The organism is Paenibacillus odorifer (assembly GCF_000758725.1).
In the GTDB taxonomy this organism is placed as follows: domain Bacteria; phylum Bacillota; class Bacilli; order Paenibacillales; family Paenibacillaceae; genus Paenibacillus_AQ; species Paenibacillus_AQ odorifer.
In genome coordinates this window covers 6,371,568-6,386,807 of record NZ_CP009428.1, presented here as the reverse complement: position 1 = coordinate 6,386,807, position 15,240 = coordinate 6,371,568, and the positions used below count along the sequence as shown (strand labels likewise).

Sequence of the window (15,240 nt, the reverse complement as noted above, 5' to 3'; positions counted from 1 at the left end):
TAAGGAACATGCCCGAGTAAATGGGCGTATTGATGGAGTAGAGAACTTTTTTGCAATTACTTTAATCTAAAAAAATAATTTAAGAAATAATGGACGCGGAGGGAAACCGAAAATGAGCAAATTTATCGTCCGCGGTGGCAACAGATTGACCGGGAGCGTGAAAGTTAGCGGCGCAAAAAATTCCGTATTACCGATCATAGCCGCCTCTCTATTGGCAGAAGAAGGAGTAAGCGTCATTGTAGACGCACCTCCGCTTGATGATGTGATGACGATATCAAAAATGTTGGAATCTCTGGGTGCAGGGGTTACATATCAGAACGATATTATCCAGGTGGATGCTACAAACATCACTTCCTGTGAAGCACCTTATGAATGGGTTCGAAAAATGCGGGCGTCTTTTTTAGTCATGGGCCCACTGTTATCTAGACTTGGTCAGACAAGAATTTCCCTGCCAGGCGGCTGTGCCATTGGTACACGACCGATTGATCAGCATTTGAAAGGGTTTGAAGCACTGGGTGCGGAGATTAGTCTCGGCCAGGGCTACATTGAAGCGAAAAGCAACGGACGCCTGCGCGGTGCCAAAGTGTATTTGGATGTAGCAAGCGTAGGTGCGACCGAAAATATAATGATGGCAGCTACACTAGCTGAAGGCGTGACCGTTATCGAGAATGCGGCTAAGGAGCCTGAGATTGTAGACCTAGCTAATTACTTGAATGGTATGGGCGCTATCGTGCGTGGTGCGGGAACAGGCGTTATTCGTATTGAAGGGGTAGAACGTCTGCATGGGGTCAAACATCATGTAATCCCTGACCGTATCGAAGCAGGTACGTACATGGCGGCTGCAGCAATTACCGGTGGCGATGTATATGTGGAAGGCGCAATTGCAGATCACTTAGGTCCTGTTATTGCTAAGATGGAAGAAATGGGTGTAACCATTATTCCCGACGAGAACGGTATTCGTGTAATCAGTGACAAGCCTCTCAAAGCTGTTGATTTGAAGACTTTGCCGTATCCAGGTTTTCCTACGGATATGCAGTCGCAAATGATGGCATTATTGCTGCGTTCTGAAGGTACCAGTGTCGTTACAGAAACCGTATTTGAGAACCGGTTTATGCATGTGGATGAATTCCACAACATGAACGCTGAGATTAAGATCGAAGGTCGCTCGGCGATCGTTACAGGTAATGCACAATTGGTCGGAGCTAAGGTTTGTGCTACGGATCTGCGTGCGGGAGCTGCGCTTATTTTGGCAGGTCTGGTTGCTGAAGGCACTACTGAAGTAAGCGGAACTCATCATATTGACCGCGGGTATGTTCATTTGGCTGAGAAGCTGTCCGGACTGGGTGCGGAAATTTGGCGCATTTCCATGGAGGATACTTCAGCGCAAACCGTGAAGGATGAAGTTCTTAAACCGGAAGTATCCAAGAGTGAATCGACTAAAACCGAAGAGGTTAAACCACGCTTTCAGGTTCAACCAACTTGGGTATAATATCACTCATTAGGAGAGACCAGGCTGCAGATTGCAGCTTGGTCTTTTTTTATGGAATCCTCATCTGATGGGGATTTTTTTGTGCGCAATTTAATAGCCTGCGGTCTAGTAATAGATTGAGGACAGGAACTCTCTTTCTCTCAAATTGTGTTCTAGCAGTTGCTGTAATTTCATATCTATAAGAATCACCAGTGATTCACGGAAGGAGCCATAGAGATGAAAGATTTCCGCTACTTGCGAAGAAACAAGACAACGCGCTGGCATTCGCGTCCCCTTGCTCCCCGGCGCAGGCGACTCATTCCCGTCGCCTGGCTCGCAGCGCCTTTCCTGGCGGCGCTGCTGATTCCGCTGGCGGTTGTCCCGCTACACCGGGGACAACCGGCGCCTGTGGCCGTGCCGGCGGTCACGGCCCCTCCGGCGGCGCCGGAGACGGCTGCGCAGGAAGCGCCGCAGCCGAACGTCTCTGTCTATTTGTCGCACAGCGGACAAATAGAGACATTGCCGCTGGAGGACTACGTCCGCGGCGTGCTTGCGGCCGAGATGCCGGCCGACTTTGAGCTTGAAGCGCTCAAAGCGCAGGCCGTAGCGGCCCGCACCTTTATCATGCGCCGCCTGGTGGCTGGCGACAGAAGCGGCGTACCCGTTCCGGAGGCGGATGTAACCGATACGGTAAGCCATCAGGCTTACATATCTAAGGACACGCTGGAACGGCAATGGAAGCTCGGCGGAAGAAGCGCCGACCTCGCAAAGCTGCAGCGCGCGGTCCTTGAGACGCGCGGAGTGATTATGACTTATAAAGGGCAGCCGATAACGGCCTCCTTTTTCGCCTCCAGTGGAGGATATACTGAGAACTCAGAAGAGTATTGGAATGCAGCGATTCCCTATCTGCGCAGTGTGACGAGTCCTTGGGAGAAAGAGATTACCCCAAACTATGCGGTGACTAACACTTTTACTGTTTCTGAAATACTTACTAGATTGGGTCTGAACGATAAAGTCATTCCAGCCTCCAAAGAAACTACCAATTCAGGAACTACAACGAAGATTTCATCATCTTCGAGATTACCTATGGAAGTGTTGTCTCTTACCACTGGACATCGGATTAAAGAGATCTCAATTGGAGGCTCTATATTTACTGGACGTGAAGTGAGGGAGAAGCTAGGCCTACGATCCAGCCAATTCAGTTGGAGCCGTAAGGGGAATAAGATCTTGATCACGACCTTCGGAAATGGGCATGGGGTAGGGATGAGTCAGTGGGGGGCAAATGGGATGGCCAAAGAGGGTGGAACAGCTACCCAAATTCTCAAACACTATTATAGTGGTATCTCATTTACACAAATCTCAACTCTTCTGAAAAAATAACTTGAAAGATACGTATAAAAGAGAAAAGCCCGGTAACACTGGTTACTGAGGTGATAACCATATGAATGAACAAGACAAAAACAAAACAAACCAAGATGAATCTCTCAAAAAAACTCAGGGAGATTTACCTGGTGCAAAACCTTCTTCATGGAACAGACTGGTATCTAAACGTTGGGTATTCCCAGCAGTCTACACGGCGGCAGCGGCAATTATACTAACCTTGGTGTGGGTCTATCAGGATGCCGGCCAAAAGCCGCTCAACCAGGACACTGCCGCCACTTCGCAGCAAGTAGGAACTTCCGCTAATGAAGCTGATACAACAACCGGAGGTCCAGATGCACTTGAAGTTGTTGCTTCAACGGAAAGTATGACTTGGCCAGTAGCTAATCCAGGTGAAGTAGAAGTAGTTAAGCCGTATTATGATGAGAATGGTACAGAGGACAATCACGTTGCCGCTATGGTGCAATATAACGACAAATTTATTCCTAATGTCGGAATCGATATTGCCCGTGAAGACAACAATACGTTCGATGTCAAAGCAGCGCTCAGCGGTGAAGTGACCAGAGTGGAAGATGTTGCGGTATTAGGTAAAGTGATTGAAATTACCCATCAAGGTAATTTGAAGACTGTATACCAAAGTCTTGGTGAAACAAAAGTTAAACAAGGCGATGTAGTGAAGCAGGGAGATACTCTTGCCACAGCTGGTCGCAGTGAGATCGAAAAGAACCTTGGAAATCATGTACACTTTGAAGTGTACGAAGATGGCAAAGTAGTCAATCCATCGGATTTACTGCCACAGCGATAAAAATTTCTATAGCAGGGGGCGAAAGCCCCCTATTTTTTTGTGTATATAGGGATTTTTAAGGTTATGTTTGTGATGAGCCTTTTGTTTACGCGGGAAACGGTTGTTGACCTAAAGGGACAGCGACGGCTTTTCATCATGCTAATAACACGGGTTATTAGGTTGTCCATTAAATAAAATGAGCCCTCCATAGCTTGTCATGTCTTGAAAGCGCGAATATATAAGCCCGCCCCTCATATAATGTACCAAACTATCCACAGTTGGGAGGCGGGAGCGTGCACGATTACATCAAGGAACGTACGATCAAAATCGGACGCTGCATCGTGGAAACCAGGCATACGGTCCGGACCATAGCCAAGGAATTTGGCGTTTCAAAGAGCACGGTGCATAAAGATTTAACTGAGCGTCTGCCAGAGATCAACCCTGATCTGGCCGATCAGGTGAAGCACATTCTCGAATATCACAAGTCCATCCGACATCTTCGGGGGGGAGAAGCCACAAAAATCAAATATAAAAAATCGACGGGGAAAAAACGTGAGGTTGCTGTAGCATCAAAGCCATGAGATTTTCGGAAATTTAAGGAAATATTCAGCTTTAATACATTGTGTACTTCCCCTAAAGTATGGTATTTTTAAATTTAGTACTAACTGCTGTTTTTTCAATTAAAATAACACTTTGGGGGCTCTTTCATTATGTTTAGCAAGGATATCGGAATCGACCTCGGCACGGCCAATGTGCTCATACATGTTAAGGGAAGGGGAGTCGTTCTGGATGAACCTTCCGTGGTCACACTTGAAAGTGATACGAAGAGAGTCCTTGCGGTGGGAGAACAGGCACGTCGCATGGTTGGACGTACACCTGGAAATATTATAACAATCCGTCCTCTCCGGGATGGTGTCATTGCAGATTTTGAAATCACAGAAATGATGCTTAAGTATTTTATCGACCGCGTTGGCGGCCGGTCCTGGTACGCACGGCCCCGTATTCTGATTTGCGCCCCTACAAATATTACATCTGTGGAACAGAAGTCCATACGGGAAGCGGCGGAGCGGAGCGGGGCTAAGGAAGTTTTTATGGAGGAAGAGCCAAAAGCCGCTGCAATCGGAGCGGGAATGGATATTTATCAGCCTAGTGGGAACATGGTCGTCGATATCGGTGGCGGAACGACGGATGTAGCCGTACTTTCTATGGGCGACGTCGTTACCGCTTCTTCGATTAAAGTCGCAGGAGACAAGTTCGATGAGGCCATTTTAAGATATATTAAACAAAAGTATAAGCTGTTAATCGGCGAACGTACGGCAGAGGATATTAAGGTTACAATTGGCACCGTGCGTCCAGGCCTGATGCAGGCTGAAATGGATATTCGTGGTCGTGATATGGTAAGTGGACTCCCTCAGACGCTCACTATTACTTCAGGCGAGGTAAAAGAAGCACTATGGGATCCGGTTTCTTCTATTGTGGCAGCTGCTAAGTCCGTTCTGGAACGTACACCGCCTGAGCTATCAGCAGATATTATTGACCGGGGTGTTGTTCTAACTGGCGGTGGCGCTTTACTTAATGGATTGGACGAGCTCCTCTCGGAAGAATTACATGTTCCGGTGTGGATAGCGGAAGACCCGATGCATTGTGTAGTTAAGGGAACAGGAATAATGCTGGATAATTTGGACAAGGTCGTTAAGAAAAAGTTCTAAGCAGCCGATATAAAAGGTAGCAAAAGATTCGGAAGGGGACTACCTTCATGATAAGAGGATTATATACAGCCGCTGCAGGTATGGTTACACAGCAGCGTAGACATGATACGGCAACACAGAACATCGCTAACTTGAATACAACGGGGTACAAGCAGGTTGACAGTGTCAATCATGCTTTTCCGGATGTATTGATCTCTGCTATGAGTAATGGCAATACCAAGCCAGTGGGGCGTCTTAACACTGGGGTTTTTGCAGAACAGTCGATATCCCAATATTTACAGGGTGATTTAAGGGAGAGCGGCAAGACCATGGATTTTGCTTTATCTACGGATTTGCAAGTAGCTGATCCTGTGACAGGTCAAAATATCTCCTTTGATGGTTCGGGCAAATATGTAAGCCCTGAGGGTGAGGTTGTTTATCGTCCACAGGCCTTCTTTACTGTACAGGATGCTGAAGGGAATAATCTGTATACGCGAAATGGGAGCTTCTCAATAAACGCGGCTACAGGAGAGGTACTGAGCAGTGGTGGCTTCAAGGTTCTTGATTCCACAGGCAAGCCCCTTGTCTTGACAGGAAATCAGGACACCCTTAAAGTGGACGGGCAGGGTAATTTGCTTAATCCAGTAACAGGACTTCCGACAGGGACCAAGCTTGGTGTGAGTGTAGTAACAAAGCCACAGGAGCTTGTACGTGACGGTAATGGTGTATTTCACGCTGATGATGTAGAGGCGGCAGATATCCGTTTCTCTAACGGAACAGATAACATGCAAGTACGCCAAGGTTACTTGGAAAGCTCCAATGTAGATCCTACTCAGGTTACTGTGGATTTGAATGCCGCCTATCGGGCTTATGAAGCGAACCAGAAGATTGTTCAATATTATGATGGCAGCTTGCAGAAGGCTGTAAGTGAAGTTGGCAGGGTTTAGGCAGTGCTTAGGAAATGAGCTTTACAGGTAGAGCTTATAGGAGGTTTGATCTATGAACAACTCAACGATTAGTGCAGCAGTCTCCATGTCGAGCCTTCAGCAGCGGCTTGATATTATAGCGGATAATCTAGCCAACATGGATACCAATGGTTATAAGAGCAAGCAGGGCTCTTTTGAGGACGTGCTGACTCGTGTACAACAGCAATCGGATGATTATGACCAACCGGGCCGTTCTACACCCCTAGGCTTTAATATGGGTTTTGGGACTTATGTGCCTTCGATCTCAACGAATTGGGAAGAGGGTCCCCTTAAAGAAACAGGGAGTCCGACCGACTTAGCCATTCAGGGCAACGGGCTTTTTGGTGTTCAGGTCAATGGTACTACGGCGTACACACGTCAGGGTGATTTTCACTTTATTCCTGACACGACTGATGCCAAGATGATGGTATTGGTTGATAACACAGGAAACTCCGTTTTAAATACAGAGGGCAAACCTCTAACGGTTCCTGTAGGTGTGAATGCTGCTATCGATGAATCCGGTCGTGTGTTAACGAAAAAGACGGAGAATGGACCTGTTCAGGTAGCGGGTACTATAATGATAGTAGAACCTAAGACACAGAATGCCTTAAAGGCTGTCGACGGGAATTTCTATATGCTTGCAGATGGAGTTACAGCACAGCAGGCTTTTGTACAAAGAGCGGCAGGCGAGGCATCTGGAATTGGAGTGCGCTCAGGATGGCTGGAGCAGTCGAATGTCGATATGACCTCAGAAATGACAGAAATGATGCAGATTCAACGCACGTATCAACTCGTAGCTCGGGCACTTTCGTCCAGTGATCAGATGTTTGGTCTAGCCAATAACATGCGCGCGTAGAGGTGAAGGAATGGATCGACAGGAAAAAGTTAAATCGGAAGAGAAGAAAGAACCCTCTCCACGAGGGATCTCCAAATGGACCATGATACAATGGGTTCTTATTCCCTTGCTTCTCGTAGCTGCACTTGGAGGCGGCCTGGCCGTCGGTTACGTTGTCCTGGGTAAGAAAGAGTTAAGCGATGCTCTGCAGTGGAGCACGTGGAGACATGTATATGATTTGGTTTTTGCTCCATAAATGAAGATGATTTAACCACTCCCTTGTTATACAAGGGAGTTTTCTTTTTTATGCTGAAAAATGTATAATGGTGGGGGGCCTCGGGCAGCAAAAAGGGCCCTCTCCGCCATGCTGCCGCATCCGGTGGAGAAAGCCCCTTATCTCAACCTCCACTTCTGCAGTTGGTGAAGGATAAATATAGTTTTTACCGAACCTGCCTAATTTTATGCATTTCGGCAAAGAATAAAAGAAAATGTGCAACATCCGAAAGGAGTTTTGTCATAATGCTGGATATCAACCAAATTCAAGAAATCATCCCCCATCGGCCTCCATTTCTGCTGGTGGACAAAATTATCGAGATTGAAATGGGCAAAAAAGCTGTAGGAATCAAAAATGTAACGATCAATGAACCGTTCTTTGTAGGTCACTTTCCGGGCTATCCGGTAATGCCGGGTGTACTGATTACAGAAGCCCTTGCACAAGTGGGTGCGGTTGCTATCCTGGGAGTAGAGGCTAATCGCGGCCGAATCGGTTTTTTAGCTGGGCTGGACGGATTCCGTTTCCGTGGTCAAGTGGTACCAGGCGATACACTTACTCTTGAAGTAGAGATCACCCGTCTTAAGGGCAGCATCGGAAAAGGACAAGCTACTGCTTCCGTTGAAGGTAAGGTTGTAGCCTCTGGAGAAATTATGTTTGCTCTGAGCTAAATATTTTATTTTTTTATAAATATATCTAAAGGAGAGATTCATATGACTCAATTAAGTGCAAAAGCGGCAGACACATTATCCCGCTGGTTGCAGGACCCTTCTGTTGACGAGGCTACAAAGGCAGAGCTTCGCGCTCTGGAGAATGAGCCACAGGAGCTTGAAGAGCGTTTTTACAGAGACTTAGAGTTTGGTACAGGCGGCTTGCGTGGGGTTATTGGTGCGGGCAGCAATCGTATCAATCGTTATACTGTTGGCAGAGCTACACAAGGCTTCGCTAATTATATTCTAGAAAAGCATACTGGAGAAGGCAGACCTTCGGTTGTTATCGCGCATGACTCTCGCCGCTTCTCGCCTGAATTCACACTTGAGGCTGCTCTCGTACTGGCTGCTAATGGTATCGAGGCGCATTTGTTTACTTCCCTTCGTTCAACACCACAGCTGTCATTCAGTGTGCGTTATTTGAAAGCAACGGGTGGTATTGTAATCACCGCGAGCCATAACCCTCCTGAATACAATGGTTATAAGGTCTATAATTCGGAAGGCGGACAGCTTGTACCACACGAAGCCGAAAAGGTCATTTCTTACATACTAGAGGTTGACACTTTTGATGGTGTAAAGCGGATTTCGCAAGAAGAAGCTGAAGCTCAAGGGCTGTTGCACTGGCTAGGAGAGAAGGATGACGAAGCGTTTACTGATACTGTTGCTGCGGTCAGTCTTGCAAGTGAAGAGATTGCCTCTACGCTTGGAAAAGACTTCAAAATCGTATACACTCCGCTGCATGGTACAGGTAATTTGCCAGTCCGCCGTGTACTTGAGAAAATCGGCTTCACCCAGGTGCATGTTGTACCTGAGCAAGAGCAGCCGGATTCTGAATTCTCTACAGTGAAATCTCCGAACCCGGAGGAACGTGAAGCTTTTACGCTGGCTATGAAGCTGGGCGAAGAGTTGAATGCTGACCTTTTGATTGGTACAGATCCTGATGCAGACCGTATGGGTGCGGTAGTTCGCGACAATGAAGGTAAATTTGTTGTTCTGTCCGGCAATCAATCCGGAGCACTGATGATTCATTACTATTTGAGTCGTTTGCAGGAACAAGGAAAGCTGCCTCGCAATGGTGCGGTTGTAAAGACTATCGTTACTAGCGAAATGGGGGCTGCTGTAGCTTCTCATTATGGTGCAACTGTATTTAATACGCTGACTGGCTTCAAATATATTGGAGAAAAGATGACGCAGTTCGAACAATCCGGAGAATACACATATCTTTTCGGATATGAAGAAAGCTATGGTTATCTTGCAGGCAATTATGCTCGTGATAAGGATGCTGTTCTTGCTGCTATGCTTATCGCTGAAGCAGGTGCTTATTATAAAGCTCAAGGCAAAACATTATATGATGTTCTTCAGGAATTGTACGAGCAGTTCGGATACTTCTTGGAAAGCTTGGAGTCCCGTACGCTGAAAGGCAAAGATGGCGTTGCGCAAATTCAAGGAATCATGAATGATTGGCGTTCTAATGCACCACAAGAAATTGCTGGATCTGCCGTAACAGAAATTCAGGATTATTCCCTGGGCTTAAATGGACTGCCGAAGGAAAATGTACTGAAGTATTTGCTGGCTGACGGATCTTGGTTCTGCCTGCGCCCTTCCGGCACAGAACCTAAGATTAAAGTTTATTTTGCAGTAGTGGGTGACTCCCTGCAGAATGCTAAGGATAAGGTTGCTGCACTGTCGAAACAAGTTATGGCTCGCGTTGACGGAGGACAATAATAAATATAGAGTGCCTTCTATATTGTGAATTATATTTTATGTAGAAACGGGTACCGTCTCTAAAAGGATGACGATCCGTTTCTACTTTTGTTAAAAGAGTTTTTAAAGCGAAAGAGGAGGTACTTTTGGTGCGGCAAAAATGGCAACGTTGGAATATTACTTCCCGAAAGTGGCTGTGGATCATAGTTGTGGTTGGCGTTATAGCAGCCTTGCCTGTGGTCTATGATCGACTGCAGACGGAGAAGTCTTCCAAGACAGTAGAATTTGTATTTGATTATCGTGATCTGGTTGATGTAGCCAGCTATCGTGCAAATCCACAAGATTATATTTCCGAACAGTTAGATCGCCTTAAAGACGCTGGTGTACAGAGCATGGCGATTTACGAAAGCACATTGGAAGATTACCGTAAGGCGCGTCGTCTAATGATATGGGGTGCGGCTGATATAGCTAATCTTACGGACACGATCATTCCTGAAAATGAGAACTATACCTATATTCTTTTTACCAGTGCTGATTACAGCGATACTTTAGCGCCTGTAATTAAAGAAGCATTTAGTAATCTTGGGATTAACTCAAGAGACTGGAGTTTCCGCGGACAGCAGGGTCTTATCATTGAGACCCCGCTAGAAGATGCTACATTGAAGCCGCTCCAGCCCGATCCATTTACACTGGAGATGCTGCACAACAAGGGATTCAGTATTGTACCTCGTCTTGTGGATTCTCTGACTTATAATGAAGCCACGGTAAAGAAGCTGTTGGATCGTTATGAGGAATTGGGTGTTAAACGGATTCTATTTGAAGGTGAGTCTGTTAAAGGGTTTAATGATGATGCCGATACTGGCAGTATCACTGACTTTGCTAATCTCCTTAAGGAACGTGGAATGGGGATTGCAGCAATTGAGAATATTAAGAAACAGCAAAAGGGCTTTAACAGGCTCGCTTATTTGCTGGATTATAATGTGACGCGTTTATATTCCCTTAGTGAGGGTGATTCTGCTTTAGATCCAAAAGTGATTTCGGACCGTTTCGCTCTGGCAACAAAGGATCGGAATATCCGCATGATCTACTTAAACACGATTCCTGCAAGAAATACTGCTAAGGCACAGGTAACAGATACATTAGATAATCTTATTACCAGCCTAAGCGAACCAGGCGGAGCTGTTGAGCAGATTGAAGATAATGGATTTAAGTTGGGACAAGCTACGGCATTTGAGGTTGTAGATTCCTCTTATCAACGTTACTTTAAGTTAGTTGCGGTGGTTGGAGCAGTGTCTTTAGTGGCTCTGCTGGTCTCTTACTTCATTCCACAGCTCACGCTTGCTGCCTGGGTGTTAGGTCTGATTGGAAGTGCAGGCCTGATGCTAGTGAAGCCTGAAATGTTTGAACAAGCGCTCGCGCTTGCCGCTGCGATAAGTGCACCAACGCTTGCCGTTGTGCTTGCCATTCGTAAGGTTAATGAAATGGGGCCACCTCTACGGAGCAATCCCCTTACCTATAAGGCTATGAGCCCGCAACGCCGGTTTACACATAGCTTAGTGCTTTATTTTAAGACTTCACTGATCTCTTTGAGCGCTGTGCCGTTTATGATAGCACTGCTTAATAATGTTACTTATAGCCTGGTTCTCAACCAGTTCCGTGGTGTCAGTCTGCTTCATATGGCGCCTATCGGTCTTGTGGCACTTTACGTACTTTTGTATCGCGGGGATTTTGTCTTTAACAAGACAGGTAAGCTGCTGCGGACACCAATCACATTTGCGATGATTATCATTGCCTTTGTTTTGGCGGTTGTTGGCTATTATTACATGACCCGTACAGGTAACGGTGGCAGTGTGAGTCCGCTGGAAATGGTATTACGTACATTCTTGGAGAATACGGTTGGCGTTCGACCGCGTAATAAAGAGTTCTTGCTAGCGCATCCGTTATTAATTCTTGGCGCATTCTTGGCCTTTAGATATCGGAATGCAGCGTTTATCATGATTATTGCTGTAATCGGTCAGCTCTCCATGGTGGATACCTTTGCACATATTCACTCGCCAGTTCTGATCTCGCTCATTCGTGGCTTGCTCGGTCTTGGATTAGGACTGATCATTGGTGTGATTGCCGTAATCGTATGGCAAATTGCAGAAGGGTGTTGGAAACGATGGTCGCCACTCCTAAAAAGATAGTTATTTCCGGTTATTACGGTTTCCATAACAGCGGGGATGAGGCGGTACTGCAATCTATATTGATTGCACTGCAACAACATTCTCAAGCTGCAGGTATAGAGATCGAACCCATTGTCTTGTCCATCGATCCTGAGTGGACTAGCGCCACATATGGAGTGAAATCTGTGCACCGGATGAAGCTGGTTGAAGTCCGTCAAGCTATTTATGAGAGTTCTGGTCTGATCAGCGGTGGAGGTAGCTTGCTGCAAGATGTAACAGGAAGCAAGAGTATTCCTTACTATTTAGGTATTATCAAGCTTGCGCAGTGGATGGGTAAACCGACCTTTATTTATGCGCAAGGAATCGGACCTGTGAATCGTAAGCTTTTCCACCCATTAATCAAATCAGTGTTTCGCAAATGTACCTATATCTCTGTGCGGGATGAACAATCCCGCGAGCTTTTACTTTCTATGGGATTAGAACAGAAGAACATAGAGGTTGTTCCTGACCCGGTGATGGGCTTATCTTTACCTGATGATACTGATGCTGCTGAATTACCAGAGTCTTCAGATTCACTTCCGGTAGTAGGTATTTCGGTACGTTATTGGGAACAAGATCGCAAGGAGCTGGACGCTCTTGCTCAAGGCTTGATTAAGGCGAATCTTGAGAAACCATTGCATTTAAGATTCCTTCCGTTTCATCTTCCATCTGATATTGAAGCCTCACGTTATGTGATGGAGAAGCTGGAAGAAAATATAAGCCAGCATGGGGGTCAGGTCAGTATTTGTGAAGATGCCAGTCATCCGCAACACATGCTGCGGGAAGTAGGGCAATGTGAAGTGCTGATCGGAATGCGTCTTCATAGCCTGATTTATGCCGCAGGGCGGCGAGTTCCGCTGATTGGTATCTCTTATGATCCGAAAATTGATCATTTTCTAGACAGAGTTCGGTGTCAGCCTGTGGGCACGACCCAATCATTAGATGCTGGACAGGTTGCTGCTGAGATAGGCCATCTTTTGGAAACAACAGAGGGATGGAGAAATGAGCGGGAGACGATCCTCTCCTCGTTGATTCAAGAAGCAGGGGCTCCAGCACGGCAAATCGTAGAATATTTCCACCATAAAGGATGATCTAAAGTGAAAGCAGAAAGCGCGGTACCTACAGTTCCTATTTTTGGGATTAGAGTCTCCAAGGTGGATATGGCAGCAACTGTTGCTTATTTGACAGAGGCGGTTCATACCCGTATCCCGCATCAAGTGATTACAGCTAATCCGATTATGGTTATGACTGCTTTGGAAGATCCAGCTTATATGGAGATAATGAAGTCAGCTGAATTGGTTGTCCCAGATGGAACCGGTGTGGTATGGGCTGCTAATTATTGTAAGGAGCCTGTAACCGAACGGGTAGCTGGGTTTGACCTGTTACATGAATTGATGCAACAGGGTGAAAGATATGGATGGAAGGTATATCTCCTTGGTTCTACACCTGAGGTGATTCAGGAAACCGCTGAAAGGTTACAATTGCAATATCCGCGTGTTATTATTGCAGGATATCATGACGGTTATTTTGGTCCGGAATCGGACGATGAAATTATTGCTGGAATTGTTAAAACCAATCCTGACTTATTATTTGTGGCCAGAGGCGCGGATAGTCAGGAACCATGGATTGCAAAACACAAATCCAAGTTAGGTGTTCCGATCATGATGGGGGTCGGCGGCAGCTTTGATGTAATTTCTGGCAAGAGCAAGAGAGCGCCAAAAGTTTTCCAAAAAATGAGAATTGAATGGTTGTACCGTTTATTAAAAGAGCCTACGCGGTACAAAAGAATGCTTGCGTTGCCGAAATTCGCATTAAAAGTGGTGCGTGAGAAAGATAAAGTAACAAAAGTCTAGTCAAATGCCGATATTCACCTAGAAAATCAGATGAATAGCCTAAAAAAGGGATTGGAATTTGTTTTTGTAACAGCGTATAATTCAATGCGGTAGAGAAATGGGGGTCGACTGATCAAATGTTAATCATATACATCGCTGGATTTATCGTATGCATGGGACTCGCACTTGGCCTCACACCTTTGGTGAAAAAATTCGCCATTAAGATTGGTGCGACAGATGTGCCGAATGCTCGTAAAGTGCACACGAAAATTATGCCCCGCCTTGGCGGATTAGCTATTTTTCTGGCGTTTGTGTTAGGCCTGCTTGCCGTATTGCCGATTATTCCATATGAGTTCACTCCGCGGGAGGCCAACTTCATCAAAGCGCTGCTGTGTGGCGGCGGACTGATTGTACTTATCGGAGGGTTGGATGACCGATTTGAATTATCAGCAAAGTTGAAGCTGCTGGGCCAAATTGTCGCAGCATGTATTGTAGTTTTCGGTTTTGGTATTACTGTAGATTTTGTGAATATTCCATTTAACAATACGTATTCTTCATTAGAAAGCTGGATTGCTATCCCGCTTACGATTTTCTGGATTGTTGGTGTCACCAATGCTGTTAACCTGATTGACGGGTTGGACGGGCTTGCTGCTGGTGTATCAGGGATTGCGATTGCTACGATTGCGGTAATGGCTTTCTTGATGGGTAACACGATGGTTGCAATGTTATGCCTGTTGCTTCTGGGTAGCATAATCGGATTCTTGTTCTTCAACTTCCATCCCGCCAAGATTTTTATGGGGGATACGGGATCGCTGTTCTTAGGCTTCTGCTTAGCTTTACTTGCTTTGCTAGGGTTTAAACAGATTGCCGTGGTTTCGTTTATTACACCTTTGCTTATTATTGGTGTACCGTTGTCGGACACGTTCTTTGCGATCGTGCGCCGTAAGCTGCAGAAGAAACCAATCTTTGCACCAGATAAAGGTCACTTGCATCATTGCCTTCGCGAGCTAGGCTTTAGTCATCGTCAGACTGTGCTCATTATTTATGGTATTGCTGCATTTTTCGGAGTTTTAGCTGTTATTCAATCCTCTGCCGCTCTTTACGAGGCGAACTGGGTTACCTTTGTAGTCATCTGCATCATGCTCTTCTTCTTGCAGATCGGTGCGGAAGTTACAGGTTTGATCGGTAAGACTAAACGTCCGCTGATTGATTTCTTTTTAAGAATTCGTATGAAGGCTAATCCGGAAAGAGGTTCCAAATCTTAATTTATTAATGGTATTATTCTAATATTTTCTATAACTAACAAAACTCATCCCTTTTCGGATGAGTTTTTTGTTGTTTTCCCTAAAAATATCGCTTCCTATGACCGATAAAGAACAAAGTGAAGGTTTACGAGAAT

Annotated in this window: 14 protein-coding genes; all 14 read left to right on the top strand. The window is 45.9% G+C overall.

The genetic code is table 11. The annotated features are described in order from the left end of the window. Positions 1–112 precede the first annotated feature (112 nt). Positions 113–1,489 carry a UDP-N-acetylglucosamine 1-carboxyvinyltransferase gene (gene murA / locus PODO_RS27925; RefSeq protein WP_036681554.1) on the top strand — a complete coding sequence of 459 codons (1,377 nt, stop codon included), beginning with the start codon at positions 113–115 and terminating at the stop codon, positions 1,487–1,489. 216 nt (positions 1,490–1,705) lie between these two features. Further along, entirely contained in the window at positions 1,706–2,848 is a 1,143-nt protein-coding gene (gene spoIID / locus PODO_RS27920) for a stage II sporulation protein D (RefSeq protein WP_038573638.1), read from the top strand. A 61-nt stretch (positions 2,849–2,909) separates the two neighbouring features. Next, a complete protein-coding gene (locus PODO_RS27915; protein WP_038573636.1) occupies positions 2,910–3,653 on the top strand; it encodes a M23 family metallopeptidase in 744 nt (247 codons plus the stop codon). A gap of 272 nt (positions 3,654–3,925) precedes the next feature. Then, positions 3,926–4,213 carry a sporulation transcriptional regulator SpoIIID gene (gene spoIIID / locus PODO_RS27910; protein WP_036681548.1) on the top strand — a complete coding sequence of 96 codons (288 nt, stop codon included), beginning with the start codon at positions 3,926–3,928 and terminating at the stop codon, positions 4,211–4,213. A 129-nt stretch (positions 4,214–4,342) separates the two neighbouring features. After that, the gene (gene mreB / locus PODO_RS27905; RefSeq protein WP_036681546.1) at positions 4,343–5,341 is read left to right on the top strand and encodes a rod shape-determining protein; all 999 of its coding nucleotides are present in this window, start codon (positions 4,343–4,345) and stop codon (positions 5,339–5,341) included. A 47-nt stretch (positions 5,342–5,388) separates the two neighbouring features. Beyond that, a complete protein-coding gene (locus tag PODO_RS27900; protein WP_038573634.1) occupies positions 5,389–6,267 on the top strand; it encodes a flagellar hook-basal body protein in 879 nt (292 codons plus the stop codon). Between the two features lie 52 nt (positions 6,268–6,319). Continuing rightward, positions 6,320–7,141 (top strand): flagellar hook-basal body protein, encoded by an 822-nt coding sequence (locus PODO_RS27895; RefSeq protein WP_038573632.1) that lies wholly within the window; start codon positions 6,320–6,322, stop codon positions 7,139–7,141. A gap of 10 nt (positions 7,142–7,151) precedes the next feature. Beyond that, the gene (locus PODO_RS27890) at positions 7,152–7,376 is read left to right on the top strand and encodes a DNA-directed RNA polymerase subunit beta (RefSeq protein WP_036681538.1); all 225 of its coding nucleotides are present in this window, start codon (positions 7,152–7,154) and stop codon (positions 7,374–7,376) included. 263 nt (positions 7,377–7,639) lie between these two features. Further along, positions 7,640–8,062, top strand: coding sequence for a 3-hydroxyacyl-ACP dehydratase FabZ (gene fabZ, locus PODO_RS27885; RefSeq protein ID WP_036681536.1), 423 nt, complete (start codon positions 7,640–7,642; stop codon positions 8,060–8,062). A gap of 42 nt (positions 8,063–8,104) precedes the next feature. Beyond that, on the top strand, positions 8,105–9,826 hold the full coding sequence (locus tag PODO_RS27880; RefSeq protein WP_036681534.1) for a phospho-sugar mutase: 1,722 nt from the start codon (positions 8,105–8,107) through the stop codon (positions 9,824–9,826). A gap of 128 nt (positions 9,827–9,954) precedes the next feature. Next, positions 9,955–11,991, top strand: a complete 2,037-nt coding sequence (locus tag PODO_RS27875) for a DUF5693 family protein (protein WP_036681532.1) — start codon at positions 9,955–9,957, stop codon at positions 11,989–11,991. Then, positions 11,967–13,100, top strand: coding sequence for a polysaccharide pyruvyl transferase CsaB (csaB, locus tag PODO_RS27870; RefSeq protein ID WP_036681529.1), 1,134 nt, complete (start codon positions 11,967–11,969; stop codon positions 13,098–13,100). Before PODO_RS27875 ends, csaB begins: the two co-directional genes overlap by 25 nt. A gap of 6 nt (positions 13,101–13,106) precedes the next feature. Further along, positions 13,107–13,862: a WecB/TagA/CpsF family glycosyltransferase gene (locus PODO_RS27865; protein WP_038573630.1), complete on the top strand. Its 756-nt coding sequence runs from the start codon at positions 13,107–13,109 to the stop codon at positions 13,860–13,862. A gap of 116 nt (positions 13,863–13,978) precedes the next feature. After that, positions 13,979–15,106: a glycosyltransferase family 4 protein gene (locus PODO_RS27860; protein WP_036681523.1), complete on the top strand. Its 1,128-nt coding sequence runs from the start codon at positions 13,979–13,981 to the stop codon at positions 15,104–15,106. The last annotated feature ends 134 nt before the right edge of the window (positions 15,107–15,240 follow it).